A 15,441-nucleotide genomic window follows, 5' to 3' on the forward strand; every position below is an offset into this window, starting at 1 on the left:
AAATATTATAGGCACATTAGCAGCCTCGACGTTAGCGATTGCTAATATTTACATCGCTATTCTTGACCAAGAGCAACTTTTGCCCCCGGCTCAGGCTTTTGATTCTAATTTCTTCTTTTGTCGCGCTTGAGCGGTCAGGAAACTCACATTGATAAATCACCTGCTTTGGCGAATCAAGACGGAAGTATTTCGCCCCCTTACCCTTGGAATGTTCCATAAACCGACGCTGTACGTTGGTGGTAATACCGGTGTAAAGACGCCCTTTTGCGGTCTCGATGATATAGAGGTACCAAAGTGAGGTAGATGACTGTTTTGAGCTTGCTGTCTTCAATCGTTATTTCTCTACTCAAGCTGTTAATACAAAAAGGGGAGTCCCGATAGTCATCCAGGAGTGGTAAAATAGCTGACCATCTTACCATTCTGATCATTGTTTCGGAAAAACAAGGCTTAGTTAATCACCTCTATGAATAAGATCCAAACCCTGACCGACTTCCTTCGCTCGACTGACGCAAACTTTCGCTGTTTTGATATGGGTCGTCGTATCAGCAAACTATCTCAGGATCAGTTCTTAAAGTTTGAAATGGCAGAAACCCCTTATCCGCTCCCGCTGGTTATGCATGCCTGGATCGGCATTATGATCTGGAACCCAAAACAACCGGAGCAACACCTGATCTGGTTTTTAAAATTTCCTCTGGACGAGCAAGGGTTACTGGTACAGGCAGCCCGTGATGATTTTCTGAATCGCTTAGCCAAGACAGTGGGGAATCAGCTGCTCAATCAGGAAGGAGAGCAGGACCCACTCAAGGATAACCCTTTTTCCTTTACTCCTGATCAAGAAAAAATGGCGGCATTCCATGCCCGAGCCAGTAAAATACTGAAACAATCTGCATCTGGATACTATCAGCTGACTCGGGAGTACCTAAGCGGCTTAAGAGGATTTGACCAATGGGATCAGGTTGGTTTGCAGGGGATTGCCGATGTTATAGCCAGACTGGATGAACGAGGTAATGATGAACTTGTAACAAAAGCGATTCCAAAGCTCCCCATTCCACCATTAGAGGCCGTTTGTGCCAACCTCGAACATGAAATCCCGTCCCATACCATTAGCCAGGCAATTTTTGACCGCCTGCTACAGGTTATAGAACAAGCTGATAGCAGCCCTAATACCGTCGGGGCTCTACTTCGGGCAATCTCCCAGAGTCATTCCAAAGAATTGCGACAACAGGCATTGCTGCGCGTACTTAACAGCCGTTTCGGCCCGGAAATAGAGGTCTTGGCTGCCATAGCAAGCCGTGCCTGGAAGGATCTGCAAGATAGTCAGATTCGCCTGTCATTCATGAATAATTTGTCTATAAACTCTGCCGGACAGCAAAGCTTTAACCTGATGGTTAGAGACCTGGTATTTATCCCCGGCATGCGCGGAATCATTATGGAGAGTTTTCGCGATCCCAAACGGAGTGACGATCTTAGCCGTGCGATTGGCGCATTCTTTCAGGCACCTGGCTAATGTTAACAACCTGCCTGTTTTTTTAATTCTTGACGAGGCCTTTTCTTCCACCTCTGCTCCACCTGAAAAAATGGGTGCACCTGGGGTGGAAGAAAGCTAAGTATTATCACTATCAGAAATACCAGAGCTACCAGCAGCATTGCCATCTGATCTTTGTCGTCTGCTCGGCGTCCTCTATTGATAGTCGTCTGGCAATTCCAGCTTAAGACCCCAATCGACAAGCCGCTCTTCAGCACGCTGCTTAAAATGCGCCCGAACAGGACTGCCCTTAGGTTTTTGCAGATAATAGAGCAGGGTCGCAGCCTGCTCCGGTGTCACTGGGTTATCCTTTTCCCACTGTTGGATAAATTCTGCAAGAGTGTTGCTGGATTTGTCTGGCAGACCTTTGGGCAAAGGTACTTCTAATGACTCCCCTGCCAAAACCCGCTGACAAATTTTTCGGTAATTGAACTCAAAATCAGGGTAAACCTGAGACTTTTCTTCTCCACGCAGGCGATACCAGTCAGTTTCACGACCGGCCACGTAAACGGCGGCATGGCTCCAGGTATGATCCCTCGGACGATCTGCATGATGACAGGCCTCATTATAGGCCTTCAAAGTGGAAGGTAATCCGAAATCCTCAAGGCCTTTCTTTAAGACTGAAAGAAACTCAGAGATTGTCGGCATCCAGACAAATTCTTCCTTACAGCGTGTCACCGCCAGAACCAGCTCTTGCTCAGAGTACTCTCTCAGGCTCAGCGCCCATTCACGCTTTGCAATTCGAATCTCACTTTCATTTTCAAAAACACTTTTAAATTTATGACCATAGATAGTCATAAAACGAGCAAAGATCATATTAACCAGTGTTTTAGTTTCTGGACTAATAAGATCTTTAGGTGGTTGCTCCGACGTATCACCAGTCGATGTTGTTGATGTCCATGACTGCTTCTGTAATCCGCTCGCGTTTCTCTGCGCGATTATTTGATTGATATCTTTCACCACTAACCTCTACGGTATCGACCTTGTCATGGTTATTCTGTTCCTGGCGGGCAAGACGCCCTTGCCGGTTTTGCTCTTTCGCCCATTCTCTATGTGCCAGCTTAATAAATGACGGATCCCAGGAAGCCCGCTTTTTTTCCTGCGGCATCCAGTAAGCAATAAATTCATCAATAAGACCGTTAGCAAACTCTGCTGAAATATTCTTCCGCTGCAACATCTGATAGGTTGTTGGACTGGGACGCCAGTCCATATCTATCTCATGCAGTTTTTGATTACGCTTTTCATGTTGGTCAAATAAATGCTCTAAATCATCCTTGGGGCGGCTCCAGCCAACACTGCCACCAAAACTCGGCGCAGGCCCTCGCTCCAACATTGAGCCCGCAACTTGATTCTGGGAACTATAGGCTTTCAACCGCTCCGGAGACGGAACACTCGATGCAGCACTCTGATGGGTTTCCCTGACTGCCTGATATGCCTTTGATTGAGCAGGAAAATCGGCATTTTCAACAGCGCCGGTCTGATTTCTACCCAGTTGTGGCTCCGAAACACCAGGGTAGGAGGGGGTTTGCAAAGCACTACCGGCAACAGATTCTTTGAATCGGGGAGAACTCTGAACTCTCTCATCAACAGCGTTGGTCGAACGGCCTTCTGTTGATTCACTGGCCAAACACGCACTATTTTCAGAATCAACAGGCTCAGTTGCCGACTCATGAATGTTAGACTCACTCCCAGTATGCTGACCGTTGGCAGATTCAGTCTGATCAGAACTTCCAACATTAGCAATAGTGATACGAATACTGCCATTAGTATTAAATTCGGCTTCAATAACACCCTGAGAAACGAGACTATTGGTAATCTCGGCTAAACGATCTTCATCCCAAAACGAAACCAATTGTTGCCATTCCCGCCTGCGAGCCAGGAAACAGAGACTTCCATCACTATCCTCAGCACCATGGTGCCGGGCGAACTCATGGTAAATAGCAAGCAATACAGCCTCTTCAGTGCCATATAATTTTGCCAGTGACGGATAAAACAGAATAGGTTGTTCAGGAAAAAGAGCACTCATAAGCAACTCAGAAGGCCCCAGTAATAAGATAAATAACTGGTTTGGAGCTTACCACATCACAGGGAATATTGCCGAGCGCTGCTGAAATTAATACACCACCGCAGATCAAGAAAAGAGAACCAGACAAACAGGCTGGCAACAGCCAGGAAAGAGCCAAGCTGGTCAGACAGGCAAATAAAAATCGAGGAGAACCTGCTCCTCGATGATTATAGCTGTCTGTTTGAAACCTTTCGGGTCAGTTTTGTTCCTGACCCACAAACTCCTTAACTGCACGCAGCACATCTTTGCGACTGATTTGTCCGACTAATTTACCATCTTTAAGGACAGGAAAACGTCGGCGCGGTCCATTAATAAACTTGTCGGCCAAATTAACGATGTCTTCATCATGCTTGACGGTATCTACCTTATCGGTCATGAAGTCACCGACGTTGCCACCTTTTTCCTCTTCATGATAGGTGTAGCTAAGAATGCTTTTCAGGCAATCCACTTCAGATAACATTCCTATCATTTCACCACGATCATCGACAACTGGAGCACCCGAAATATTATGTTCAGTAAAGATATTAATCGCCTGAAACAAATCAGTTTCCGGCTTGAAAGTGATCAACTGGGTGCTCATGTAGTCCTGAACTTTAACAGACCTCAACATACTTGCTGCTCCTTATTCGCAACAGATAAATTCCAGCGTACTTCTGAATGAAGATTTATACTTCTCAAATTAGTGGTACCCGTCACCTGCCGTTAGTACCCTGATTCAGTATCCCTGAATACCGCCCTTAACCAAGAATCACTGTTCCAAAAATTTCCGCTAAATCAGATCCCATTCAAACAATGGTACTCTGGAACAGTATCTGCGGTCAGCCTATAGTAACTTTGAATCGAAGACCACAGAACCTAACTCAATTGAAAACCACGGTTTTGTTACCATGAACAAGAATACGATCCTCAAGGTGCCAGCGAAGCCCTCTCGCCAATACCGTTTTTTCTACATCTCTGCCTAACCTGACCATATCGGCAATTTCATTGGTATGGCTGATACGAATGACATCCTGATCAATAATGGGACCGGCATCCAGATCCTGAGTCACATAATGACAGGTAGCGCCGGTCAGTTTTACCCCTCTTTCATGGGCCTGGTGGTAAGGCTTTGCACCGGCAAAAGAAGGCAGGAAACTATGATGGATATTGATCACTCGAGAAGCGTATTCTTCACATAGGTCCGGCGGCAGAATTTGCATATAACGAGCCAGGACTATGGTATCAATATCATACTCCTTGACTTTGTTACGAACCTGCTCAAATGATTCTGCCTTGTTATCACGGTCTACGGGAATATGATGATAAGGAATACCATGCCATTCTACCATGCTACGTAAGTCGTCATGGTTAGAAACAACACAGGGAATTTCACAATCCAGCTCTTTGCTGTGATACCGATATAACAGATCGGACAAACAATGTGCCTCACGGCTGGCCATCAACATTACTCGCTTGGGACGAGAAGAATCTTCAATCCGCCAGTACATGGAAAATGACTGAGCAATCGGTGCAAAAGCTTCGCGCAACTGGTCAATGGAAAAAGGTATGTTGCCGGCACGAACTTCGTACCGCATGAAAAACCAGCCAGTGCTGCTGTCCGAATGCTGATTGGCATCACCGATGGAGCCACCGTGACTGGAAATAAAATTACTGACCATCGCTACGATTCCAAGCCGGTCGGGGCAAGAAATAACCAGTCTGTATTTAGGTTCCATAGTATCCTTCTCTATAAGGAGCTGGACGTGATTAACAGCCCAGAGCCTGCGCTAAAAAGTAGCGGCGATTCTAACAATTTATTATCCGTATCACACCTACTGCCGCAGACCAATATGCGAACCGGCAAAATTAAGGCATACTCAAAAAAGACGAAGGAGCTAAAAGCGGTGACCTGACAGCTATGATCAATCGCAAAGGTAAGCACCTACTACCATTAGCAGCTCGCCGCATGGGTATTGACACCCATCAGGAGCTAACAATCTACCTGCCCTCCGACAGCCACGTTTGTCATTCGGAAGGCTTCTCGGCTTTATCCAGAGTCAGGGTTGAGTCACCTGACAAGCAAATTATTGCTACCTTGCATATCGTCACCAATGGCTTACTCCAGGACCAGGAGATTGGGTTTTCGGAATCAGCCTGGGCGCATATGGAATTGACCGACGGTGATCAGGTTTGGGTATATCATCCCAAGCCGTTGGAATCACTCTCCCACATCCGTGCCAAGATATTTGGTCACAGGCTGACCAGAGACCAGATTGATGACATTGTTCGAGATATAGCGAAAGGACGCTATGCTGATGTCCACCTGGCTGCTTTTATCAGCTCTTGTGGTGATGGAAAGCTCGATGTAGAAGAAATTATTGATTTGACTCGCGCCATGGTGGAGGCCGGCAGTAAACTGGAATGGGATCTACCGGTGATTGTAGACAAACATTGTGTCGGTGGTCTGCCTGGAAACCGGACAACTCCGATCCTGGTGCCAATTCTGGCAGCAGCAGGCCTTAGTATGCCAAAAACGTCTTCGAGAGCAATCACCTCCCCCGCCGGTACCGCAGACACAATGGAAACTTTGACCAATGTTCGTCTGGATCTCGACCAGATCCGGGTATTGGTTAAAACGCATGGAGGTTGTTTGGCATGGGGCGGATCAGTGCGGTTGAGTCCAACCGATGACCTGTTAATACGGGTGGAAAGAGCTCTGGAAATAGACAGTGAAGGTCAGCTAATTGCATCAGTGCTGTCCAAAAAGCTGGCGGCAGGTGCGACACATGTTTTGATCGACATACCCGTCGGATCTACGGCCAAAATCAGAGATCAGGCCTCAGCAGAGCGATTATCAACACTACTGCGAACAGTGGCCGAAACCCTGGGGCTGAAAGTACGTATCATGATTAGTGATGGCTCCCAGCCGGTGGGGAATGGTATAGGTCCAGCACTGGAAGCCTGGGATATACTGGCTGTTTTACAAAACAAGAAAGATGCACCTCAAGACCTTAAAATTCGCGCCGCTGAAGTGGCCGGTGAACTATTAGAAATGTGCAGTAAAGCAGAGCCAGACAAAGGCTTCCAGATGGCTGTCGCTCTTATAGATTCCGGCGCCGCCTGGAAGAAATTTCAGGAAATATGTCAGGCCCAGGGAGGTCTGCAAGAACCACCGGTTGCCCCTTACCGCTACAATATGATCAGTCCACGAGCAGGAGTGGTCAGCAATATAGATAACCGCCAACTATCTCAGACAGCAAAGCTTGCTGGAGCTCCAGCTGACCCGGCAGCGGGCGTGGTGATTTATGCGAAACTGGGTAATCGAGTAAAAAAAGGTGAAACCTTATTGACGATCCATGCAGAAAGCCCGGGTGAATTAGACTATGCCGTCGCCTATTTGAATACCCACAGACAACTGATTACAGTATCGCCCTGACTGAGTTAAGGTCACGGGCTGATGAAATAATGGTTCCCTGTTATGACCCGTTTGATCAGGCATAACAAAGTCACTGTTAGTTTTACGATAAGTTACTGTCAGTTTTACGATAAACAGTTAGCATTACAGAAAGTTACCCTTTCGAGGATATCAAATATATGAACCCTCTGCTTTTTAACCTCAACAGCGATCCCGTTCTGGCTTCACAACTAAGAGCGCACCTCGACGCTGAAGAAGGGGTTATTAACCAGCGATATTTTCCCGACCAGGAAACCTATCTGCGTATCGACAGCAATTGCCAGGAACGCCCCTGTATAGTCTACTGTAACCTATACCAGCCTAACGATAAGATCATGCCACTGCTGTTTCTGGTAGAAACCTTAAGAGAACTTGGCGCAAGCAAAGTCGCACTGGTAACGCCCTATCTAAGCTATATGCGTCAGGATAAACGTTTTCTGCCAGGAGAGTGTGTCAATGCACGTCCGTTTGCCAGGCTACTCTCAAATTATCTGGATTTTCTGGTAACCATCGATCCACATTTGCACCGCATCCATTCTCTGGATGAGGTCTACAGTATTCCGACGCATATAGTCAAAGCAGCCCCACTGATTGCCGACTGGGTCGGCACTCACATCAAACAACCGTTATTCTTGGGGCCTGACAGCGAGAGCGAACAATGGGTCAGTGAAGTTGCGCAACTGATCGACGCCCCCTTTCTGGTTATGGAAAAGAACCGTAAAGGCGATCGGGATGTAGAGATCAATGTGCCCTCACTGAAAACCTGGAAGGATCACACCCCTATACTGGTGGACGATATTATTTCCAGTGGTCGGACAATGCTGACAACCCTGATGCAACTTCGCCAGTCAGGTTTGAATCGGGGATACTGCATTGGTGTCCATGGCATCTTTGCTGACAATGCCTATTCAGAGCTGCAAGAAGAGGCAGAAGTCATCAGTACCAGCACCATTCCTCACCCTTCCAATCAAATTGACGTTAGCGCTGCGCTCGCGGTTCCACTGGCACAATGGGCAAAAGACTGAGTGATGGAGCAACCGTCATCTAAATCAGCACCAATACCAGCAGATCCTGAAAGGCCGACGGATTCTGTTCAGCTGACTAGTCATCAGCAACATAACGACCTCAGGTTGACTGATGCTGTGGTCAGTTATGATGCCCGTTTTTTGTCGTCGGCTTTAGCTGATCACTTTCTGGAGCAACTGACAGAAAGCTTGGAATGGCGCCAGGATCAAATTCAGATGTTCGGCCGCCCCGTCCCTATTCCAAGACTGCAAGCCTGGTACGGCGATACAGACGCTCACTACCGTTATTCAGGCCTTAACCTGCAGCCACAACCATGGACAAGGGAACTCTGCCAACTGCTTGGTTTGATCGAAGAACAGACCGGCGTTTGCTTCAATTCAGTTTTGGCAAATCTCTATCGGGACGGTCAGGACAGCGTTGGATGGCACTCCGATAATGAACCCGAACTGGGCCCTTCCCCCATCATAGCCTCTTTGACCCTGGGGGCTGTGCGTCGGTTTTGTTTACGTCATAAGAAACACAAAGATCAGCAACATCAGTTACAGTTGGAGCATGGCTCTTTGTTGATAATGGCAGGAGAAACACAGCAACACTGGCTACATGCTCTGCCTAAAACCAAAAGACCTACTGCACCACGGATCAACCTGAGCTTCCGGCAGATTGTTCAAACTCGTTAACTCCAGCTATGGATGGGACTTGTTCAGAGCCACCCAAGGTGTACCATAGCCCCGGTAATCAATATTAATAACCGACCAGCTTACAGCTCCAACGGGACAAAAACCCTAGTGCATCAACAAAATACACAAACACTCAGCGTCAGCGAACTGAACAGACAGGTCAGGCAGTTACTCGAAAGCGGTTTTTCAGTACTGAATATCGAAGGTGAAATATCCAACTTCGTCTGCCCCAGTTCAGGACACTGGTATTTTACCCTGAAGGATCAAGGCGCTCAGGTTCGCTGCGCTCTGTTTAAAAACCGCAATCGTTTTCTCAAATACAAACCCCGTAATGGTGACCAGGTCAAACTACGAGCTAAAGTCAGTCTTTATGAAGGTCGTGGAGAGTTTCAGTTAATCGGTGATTACCTTGAAGAAGCCGGTGCAGGAGCACTTCAGGCAGCGTTCGAGGCGCTGAAAATAAAGTTGGAACAGGAGGGATTGTTCTCTCAGCAACATAAACGACCGCTCCCGACCTTACCCAGGCATATCGGCGTAATCACCTCCCCCACTGGCGCAGCAGTGCGCGATATTGTCAGCGTTCTGGCACGCCGCTTCCCGGCGATTCCTGTGAGTATATTTCCGGTAGCCGTTCAAGGCGAAGAAGCACCACAACAATTGATAGACGCTTTGAACCTCGCCAACAGGGACGGCCGTTGTGATGTAATAATTCTCGGCAGAGGTGGCGGTTCGCTGGAAGATCTCTGGGCATTCAATAACGAATTACTCGCCAGGGCTATCTTTGCCAGCGACATTCCGATTGTCAGTGCTGTTGGTCACGAAGTTGATTTCAGTATCTCTGATTTTGTTGCCGACTTAAGAGCTCCGACACCCTCTGCTGCCGCTGAGCTTCTAAGCCCGGACAGAGAGACCCTGGGCGGACAGCTTCGCTACTATGAAGAAGCACTCGCCCGCCAGTTTAAACGCCGGATTGAGTTACTAAGCCTGCGCTTAAAGAGTGCCAGCCAGCGCCTGCGACATCCAGGTCAACGACTTCAGGAACAGGCTCAAAGATTAGATGAGCTTGAGCTTCGCCTAAAGCGCCAGCTCAAATACAGCCTGAACCTCTATCAACAGCGATTGTCTCACTTGGATTATCGCTTAACACAGCAGTCTCCTGATCGGAAAATTGACTACCTGCAAACCCGGCAGCAAGAACTTTACCAGAGATTAAAACGAGGAATGAGTTTACAACTGGATAAGCGCCGAGTGCAGCTGGCATCACAGAGTCATGCTCTGCAGGCCGTCAGCCCTTTAGCCACCCTAAGTCGTGGTTATGCCATCGTTTCAGACCAGCAGGGACATATTGTCCGGAACACCAGCGATATAAGCATCGGAGATACCTTGCAGACTCGTCTGGCCAAAGGCCGTCTGCTATGCCAGGTCACCGAAACAATCGAAGCGGATCACTGAGGAACCTTAAGCTTGAGCGCTTGCCGCTAACAATTGGAAATCAATTCAGAAACAAACGATCAACACCCATATTTAAAGTAGCAACACCTTAAAAAGACCAGTGCTTTTAAACAACAAGACTATAAGAGGCTGTACTCGATGAAATACCTGTTGGCTGCCTTACCGCTATTGCTTGCCAGTTTTAACCTGACAGCCCTTGAATTACCGCTGAACTCCCCGGTTCCAGGAGGGATCATTCATTTACCCTTACAGGGTAAGGAATCACCCAAGGTCATCTATCGCAAACACCGGGTCATGGTAGTGCCTGCGACAGCAACCCGTTACGCCGACCAAGCGGACTGGGTTGCCCTGGTGGGTATTCCGTTAAGTGCCAAGGCCGGTACTGAAACAGTCAACATTAACGGCAATAACCTCTCTTTTAAGATTGAGAGCAAGCAATACAAAGAACAACGATTGGTTATTAAAAACAAACGCAAAGTCAATCCAACCCCATTGGATATGACCAGGATAAACAAAGAGAAGAAAGAGATTCTGACCGCTCTGGCGAGCTGGTCAGAACCCAAAACCCATGCCCCGGTTACAACCTTATTGAAGCCAGCCCAGGGGCCACACAGCAGTCCCTTCGGCTTAAGGCGTTTTTTTAATGATCAACCACGCAAACCCCATAGCGGTCTCGATATAGCCGCCCCTAAAAACTCCCCTATAATCGCTCCGGCACCCGCTAAGGTAGTCGCCACCGGTGACTACTTTTTTAACGGAAGAACAGTCATTCTGGATCACGGTAACGGCCTCACCAGCCTTTACTGTCATATGAATCGTATCGACGTAAAGCTGGGAGAAACTCTGAAAACAGGAGACCAGCTAGGAACCATTGGTGCAACAGGTCGAGTAACCGGCCCTCACCTGCACTGGGGGGTGAGTCTTAACAACGCCCGTATTGATCCAACGTTATTGATGGTTGAATCCAAATAGTTCTAACCACAAACCCAATCAATTGAAGTCAGAGATGAGCAAGTCAGTTGCTGATCTCTGCTATGACATTGAGTCGTCAAAAACAAACTATAGCCCCATGATTAGATCTTAAACTGATATAATCGCGGTTTTAATTGAAACTAACGAGCAGGATTCCATGTCCGAACAGCTAAAACCGACCACCAATGAAGAAATTGTAAGTTACGGCATTGGCCGCCAGATGGGCGATCAGCTGAAAAGCAACCGTATTGAAGGTCTGAATATCGAACTGGTAAAAACCGGTCTCGCTGATGCATTCCAAGGAGTTGCGGCACCTGTTTCTGAAGCTGAGCTGCAAGCTGCGTTTCAGGATCTACAAGAGAAGATGCAGGCTCGTGCAGCGGAAGAAGCAAAGGCTGCAGGCGCTGAAGGCATCAAATATCTTGAAGAAAATGCAAAGAAAGAAGGTGTTCAAATCACAGAATCTGGTCTGCAGTACGAAATTCTGGTCGCTGGTGACGGTGATAAGCCAACAGCCTCTTCTACAGTAAGAACCCATTACCACGGTACTTTTATAGACGGCAGCATTTTCGACAGCTCCGTTGACCGTGGTCAGCCAGCAGAATTCCCAGTCAACGGTGTTATCGCAGGCTGGACAGAAGCGCTACAGATGATGAATGTTGGCTCTAAATGGAGGCTGCACGTTCCTTCTGAGCTGGCCTATGGCAGCCAAGGGGCTCAAGGTGCCATTCCTCCTCACTCAACTCTGGTTTTTGAAGTAGAGCTGCTGGATATTCTTTAATCAGCATTCCATAGTTTCAGTGCCTTTTGTGAACTCAACCCCCCTTCTGAGTTCAGCATCAGGTGGCTTTAGTTATATAACTTGCTAGTTAAGTATTTGGTTTACACAGAATGAAACTGCACTATAAGGTCAGCGGTAGCGGGACTCCTCTTGTTATCGCCCATGGATTGTTCGGTACACTGGAAAACTGGGGAGGTCAAATTAAGGCCTTATCAGAACATTTTCTCGTCTATGCCGTGGATCTGCGGAATCATGGCCTTTCCCCCTGGAGCTCCGAGATGGATTATCCCTCTATGAGCACAGATTTACTGGAGTTTCTGGACGACCATCAACTTGATCAGGTTTTATTGCTAGGCCATTCAATGGGAGGAAAAGCAGCCATGCAACTGGCTCTGGACCACCCCCGGAGAATCCGTAAACTAGTGGTTGTGGATATTGCCCCGGTGCAATATCCACATCACCACGACCAGGTTTTTGAAGGACTGTTCAACGTAGACCTACAGAAGATCAGCTCTCGAAAAGAGGCGGATTCAGCCTTGGCAGAGTATGTAGAAGAAGTTTCTGTACGGCAGTTTTTATTAAAGAATCTTTATCGAGACAAGAGCCATTTTGCCTGGAGAATGAATCTGGACAGCCTGCAGAAAGAGTATGAGCAACTTGCCAAAGCGCCTCAAAGCAAAGGCAAGTACCAGGGGCAGACTCTTTTTATTAAGGGCGGGGTTTCCAACTATATTCAGGAGTCTCACCGTTCAACTATCGCCCACCTGTTCCCCAATGCCAGCGCCCGTATCCTAGACGGTGTGGGACATTGGCCTCATGCCGAAAAACCGGCAGTTTTTACTAAAATACTGCTGAGGTTTTTGCAACAGCCTTAAGATAAGCAGTTTTTCAAACCCTATCACACAGGCCCGACGTTTAAACGTTCAAATAACCATTCCTGCGACTCTGCCGATTCAGGTCGCATTGAAGCAATTAGCATTAGAAGCATTTCCTTACACTTCGAGTGGAGTAATAATCTCTGGCACGATACACCCACTCCCTCGTTAAACAGGACGAAAATGCCTTCAGACATGAATTCAGCAACTCAAATGCCAGGTGACAGACGTGTAGGCATAGTCGCTCACCAAAACAGTTGCCAAACCTTTCTCCGTAAACTGCAGGGAACCCCACTGTTTACCTGCACTCTAGCATCAACCGCAACAGCACAGATACCTGGCATTTCAGCGGCTGGCGCCACTCCAGAGAAACGCCGCTATACGGCAGCACTGGATGGAGAAGCGTTGATTCATGGTCAACCAAAATCCCTGGATGATATCCCCAAGAGTCCCGAAGGACCGCCTAGTCCTGTTGTTATCAGCATTGCGGCCTTGAGGTTACAGCAAAGTTACCCTTTAATTATTGACGCGGGATGCGAGATTTTACCCAAAACCCCTGTTCTGTCACTGGCAGGACGTGCGGGGCGCTGCATAACCAGCGGTCGGGCACTGTCATATGAGGCGGAATTTATCACAAACTGCCAACAAGCAGGCGGCCTGCTGGCCCAGCAGGCTCCATGGCTAATTCTTGCTGAATCCGTTCCTGGCGGGACGACAACAGCACTCGCTTTGCTGGAAGGTTTGGGAATCCAGGCTCGTGGAAGTGTCTCCTCCTCTTTTCCAGGCGGTAACCATCGACAAAAGGAAGCGGTTGTTGATCAAGCCCTGAAAGCAGCCACTTTAACAGGCAGTAGCCAACCGGCCCTGGAAATAGTCAGGGCCATAGGTGATCCGATGCAGCCTGCCATTGCCTTAATGGCCCTCGAGGCCAGCTTGAAAGTGCCGGTTGTCTTAGGTGGCGGAACGCAAATGGCTGCTGTTGCAGCGCTAATCCAGCGGCTGTATGAGCAGGGTCATTCAGGAAACTTAAGCAATATTGCCCTGGCGACTACCGCCTGGGTCGCTAAAGACCCATCAGCCAACCTTGCCGGAATAATAAATCAGTTACCCTTTCCAATGGCTAGCTTCTACGCAAACCTCAGTTTTGACCGCTCTTCAATACCCAACTTACAGCGCTATGAAGAAGGACTCGTTAAAGAAGGAGTAGGAGCTGGAGCCGCAGCCTTTAGCGCCTTTATCTCCGCAGGAGTTAGTCACAATCGTCTACTGGAGGAAATTGAAACAGTTACCCGAGAGCTTTGCTGCACCTAAGCACAGGCTTTGATCTGCCAGTAACCGTCGCTAGGAAATTTTTATCCGGACTATATTCATCACTTCCATTTCAAACCCGGCAACGGTTTCAGATGAAGGGTAATAGGTTAAATTGACTCGTTGACCTTTCAGGTTTTTGTATCGTTGTTTACGACGGTATTTAAAGGGTACATCGCAACCTTCAATCATCAGGGTATTAATAAACCAGTCATCGGCTTCTCTCTGCACGTGGGAGTTCACCCGAAGACCGTCAGATTGTACCAACTCCCTATGTTTTTTGAGTAATTTATCCGGATTGGATTTCATCTCCACCTTCTTTTGTCATTGTGCGAGATCAGGCTCTGTACTGCCCAGTGTTGCTGGAAAGCGTACTGCTGTTAGTTCCACTATTAGAACACAATAGCAACTCAGATCAGAATCAAGTATCAATCGACCATCCATAACACTTCATGACAGCCCGGGTATAAGTGCCTGATATTTACAGCGCCCCCAGACTAATCAAATCATTAGTCGTCAACGCCGCTTGTGTTCGATTGCTGAATCCGGCTTTTTTACAGGCACTGGACAGATGCACTTTGACCGTGTTCAGACACAAACTCATACGCTCAGCTATAGCGCGATTACTAAGGCCCTGCTGCAAGTGAAACAACACCACCCGCTCACTGTTGGTCAGGTCATAAAGATCTGGTAGAAAACGCCCGGTTAGCTGGGAATCCTGTAAAGAGCTGATACCGGTTATGCATCCAGAAGGTGCAATAATCTCTGCCAGATACTTTTCTGCAACAGCACAGTGCACAGACACCGGTAAACAAAGATCAACTTTATTACCCGCTAGCAGACAACGATGCCTTTTACCGAAGACCTGGCTGAATACCACGACCTGTCCGCCAGATTGACGAGGCTCCCGGAGTAAGCGTTCTATTAAACAATTGTCACCAGGCTCAACACTGATAATCAACAGATCATAAGCCATTGGTATATCTGGACTACAAGAATCTAATGAACTCTGTTCAAAGATCTTCTGCATATTCTGTTTTCTAAGTAAATCCGCAATAGCCAGGCGGAATAACGGGTGTTCAGCAACTATAAGGGCATTTTTCATTGCAAAGATCTAAGCTCCAGATTTACTGACGGATATAGCATTCAGAGGATGGGATCAGAACAGAGTTACCAGCTCTGCTGTGTCCCCCTCTATGCAATCCTCTTAGGCAATAATAATGCCATGTACTGAGCACTGACAAAGCCCCGCTTTGGTGACACGCAATTATTCCAGAAGGAGAGCCAAGGTTGGTGAAATAACCCAGCCCATCAACAGCCTCCGGGG

The 15,441-nt window shown here is 47.7% G+C and carries 16 protein-coding genes; 9 read left to right on the forward strand and 7 right to left on the reverse strand.

Annotation, left to right across the window (positions count from 1 at the left end; all coding sequences use genetic code 11):
* Nucleotides 1-31 precede the first annotated feature (31 nt).
* Nucleotides 32-331, reverse strand: a complete 300-nt coding sequence (locus BGP75_RS13095; RefSeq protein ID WP_076719114.1) for a GIY-YIG nuclease family protein — start codon at nt 329-331, stop codon at nt 32-34.
* A 132-nt stretch (nt 332-463) separates the two neighbouring features.
* On the opposite strand from BGP75_RS13095, the gene BGP75_RS13100 reads away from it, so the two are divergent.
* Nucleotides 464-1,507, forward strand: coding sequence for a DUF3549 family protein (locus tag BGP75_RS13100; RefSeq protein WP_076719117.1), 1,044 nt, complete (start codon nt 464-466; stop codon nt 1,505-1,507).
* A 174-nt stretch (nt 1,508-1,681) separates the two neighbouring features.
* On the opposite strand, the gene BGP75_RS13105 is transcribed toward BGP75_RS13100, so the two are convergent.
* The 4 genes from BGP75_RS13105 to purU all read right to left on the reverse strand — a co-directional run bounded on the left by BGP75_RS13105 (nt 1,682) and on the right by purU (nt 5,305).
* Nucleotides 1,682-2,341 (reverse strand): replication protein P, encoded by a 660-nt coding sequence (locus BGP75_RS13105; RefSeq protein WP_076719119.1) that lies wholly within the window; start codon nt 2,339-2,341, stop codon nt 1,682-1,684.
* 58 nt (nt 2,342-2,399) lie between these two features.
* On the reverse strand, nt 2,400-3,551 hold the full coding sequence (locus BGP75_RS13110; protein ID WP_076719122.1) for a DnaT-like ssDNA-binding domain-containing protein: 1,152 nt from the start codon (nt 3,549-3,551) through the stop codon (nt 2,400-2,402).
* A 235-nt stretch (nt 3,552-3,786) separates the two neighbouring features.
* Nucleotides 3,787-4,200 (reverse strand): CBS domain-containing protein, encoded by a 414-nt coding sequence (locus BGP75_RS13115; RefSeq protein WP_076719125.1) that lies wholly within the window; start codon nt 4,198-4,200, stop codon nt 3,787-3,789.
* A 250-nt stretch (nt 4,201-4,450) separates the two neighbouring features.
* On the reverse strand, nt 4,451-5,305 hold the full coding sequence (gene purU / locus BGP75_RS13120; RefSeq protein ID WP_076719127.1) for a formyltetrahydrofolate deformylase: 855 nt from the start codon (nt 5,303-5,305) through the stop codon (nt 4,451-4,453).
* A gap of 182 nt (nt 5,306-5,487) precedes the next feature.
* Between purU and BGP75_RS13125 the strand changes: the two genes are divergently transcribed.
* The 8 genes from BGP75_RS13125 to cobT all read left to right on the forward strand — a co-directional run bounded on the left by BGP75_RS13125 (nt 5,488) and on the right by cobT (nt 14,117).
* A complete protein-coding gene (locus BGP75_RS13125) occupies nt 5,488-7,005 on the forward strand; it encodes a thymidine phosphorylase family protein (RefSeq protein WP_076719130.1) in 1,518 nt (505 codons plus the stop codon).
* Nucleotides 7,006-7,163: 158 nt separating this feature from the next.
* Entirely contained in the window at nt 7,164-8,048 is an 885-nt protein-coding gene (locus BGP75_RS13130; protein ID WP_076719132.1) for a ribose-phosphate diphosphokinase, read from the forward strand.
* A 3-nt stretch (nt 8,049-8,051) separates the two neighbouring features.
* On the forward strand, nt 8,052-8,726 hold the full coding sequence (locus tag BGP75_RS13135; protein ID WP_083704795.1) for an alpha-ketoglutarate-dependent dioxygenase AlkB: 675 nt from the start codon (nt 8,052-8,054) through the stop codon (nt 8,724-8,726).
* A 108-nt stretch (nt 8,727-8,834) separates the two neighbouring features.
* Nucleotides 8,835-10,178: an exodeoxyribonuclease VII large subunit gene (xseA, locus tag BGP75_RS13140; protein ID WP_076719134.1), complete on the forward strand. Its 1,344-nt coding sequence runs from the start codon at nt 8,835-8,837 to the stop codon at nt 10,176-10,178.
* Between the two features lie 138 nt (nt 10,179-10,316).
* On the forward strand, nt 10,317-11,150 hold the full coding sequence (locus BGP75_RS13145) for a M23 family metallopeptidase (RefSeq protein WP_076719136.1): 834 nt from the start codon (nt 10,317-10,319) through the stop codon (nt 11,148-11,150).
* 157 nt (nt 11,151-11,307) lie between these two features.
* Nucleotides 11,308-11,931 (forward strand): FKBP-type peptidyl-prolyl cis-trans isomerase, encoded by a 624-nt coding sequence (locus BGP75_RS13150; protein ID WP_076719139.1) that lies wholly within the window; start codon nt 11,308-11,310, stop codon nt 11,929-11,931.
* Nucleotides 11,932-12,041: 110 nt separating this feature from the next.
* A complete protein-coding gene (locus BGP75_RS13155; RefSeq protein ID WP_076719141.1) occupies nt 12,042-12,806 on the forward strand; it encodes an alpha/beta fold hydrolase in 765 nt (254 codons plus the stop codon).
* Nucleotides 12,807-13,019: 213 nt separating this feature from the next.
* Entirely contained in the window at nt 13,020-14,117 is a 1,098-nt protein-coding gene (gene cobT / locus BGP75_RS13160) for a nicotinate mononucleotide-dependent phosphoribosyltransferase CobT (protein WP_076719332.1), read from the forward strand.
* 30 nt (nt 14,118-14,147) lie between these two features.
* Here the strand turns inward: cobT and BGP75_RS13165 are convergent, their stop codons facing one another.
* On the reverse strand, nt 14,148-14,423 hold the full coding sequence (locus BGP75_RS13165; protein ID WP_076719144.1) for a hypothetical protein: 276 nt from the start codon (nt 14,421-14,423) through the stop codon (nt 14,148-14,150).
* A gap of 172 nt (nt 14,424-14,595) precedes the next feature.
* Nucleotides 14,596-15,219: a LuxR C-terminal-related transcriptional regulator gene (locus BGP75_RS13170; protein ID WP_076719147.1), complete on the reverse strand. Its 624-nt coding sequence runs from the start codon at nt 15,217-15,219 to the stop codon at nt 14,596-14,598.
* Between the last annotated feature and the right edge of the window lie 222 nt (nt 15,220-15,441).

The organism is Motiliproteus sp. MSK22-1, from assembly GCF_001968815.1.
In the GTDB taxonomy this organism is placed as follows: Bacteria; Pseudomonadota; Gammaproteobacteria; order Pseudomonadales; family Balneatricaceae; genus Motiliproteus.

Coding starts and splice junctions, on each gene's coding strand:
- BGP75_RS13115 (WP_076719125.1), bottom strand. CDS start 4,200: ATGTTGAGGTCTGTTAAAGTTCAGGACTACATGAGCACCCAGTTGATC.
- BGP75_RS13130 (WP_076719132.1), top strand. CDS start 7,164: ATGAACCCTCTGCTTTTTAACCTCAACAGCGATCCCGTTCTGGCTTCA.
- BGP75_RS13150 (WP_076719139.1), top strand. CDS start 11,308: ATGTCCGAACAGCTAAAACCGACCACCAATGAAGAAATTGTAAGTTAC.
- BGP75_RS13105 (WP_076719119.1), bottom strand. CDS start 2,341: ATGATCTTTGCTCGTTTTATGACTATCTATGGTCATAAATTTAAAAGT.
- BGP75_RS13165 (WP_076719144.1), bottom strand. CDS start 14,423: ATGAAATCCAATCCGGATAAATTACTCAAAAAACATAGGGAGTTGGTA.
- BGP75_RS13110 (WP_076719122.1), bottom strand. CDS start 3,551: ATGAGTGCTCTTTTTCCTGAACAACCTATTCTGTTTTATCCGTCACTG.
- BGP75_RS13135 (WP_083704795.1), top strand. CDS start 8,052: ATGGAGCAACCGTCATCTAAATCAGCACCAATACCAGCAGATCCTGAA.
- purU (WP_076719127.1), bottom strand. CDS start 5,305: ATGGAACCTAAATACAGACTGGTTATTTCTTGCCCCGACCGGCTTGGA.
- BGP75_RS13155 (WP_076719141.1), top strand. CDS start 12,042: ATGAAACTGCACTATAAGGTCAGCGGTAGCGGGACTCCTCTTGTTATC.
- BGP75_RS13145 (WP_076719136.1), top strand. CDS start 10,317: ATGAAATACCTGTTGGCTGCCTTACCGCTATTGCTTGCCAGTTTTAAC.
- BGP75_RS13125 (WP_076719130.1), top strand. CDS start 5,488: ATGATCAATCGCAAAGGTAAGCACCTACTACCATTAGCAGCTCGCCGC.
- BGP75_RS13170 (WP_076719147.1), bottom strand. CDS start 15,219: ATGAAAAATGCCCTTATAGTTGCTGAACACCCGTTATTCCGCCTGGCT.
- cobT (WP_076719332.1), top strand. CDS start 13,020: ATGCCAGGTGACAGACGTGTAGGCATAGTCGCTCACCAAAACAGTTGC.
- BGP75_RS13100 (WP_076719117.1), top strand. CDS start 464: ATGAATAAGATCCAAACCCTGACCGACTTCCTTCGCTCGACTGACGCA.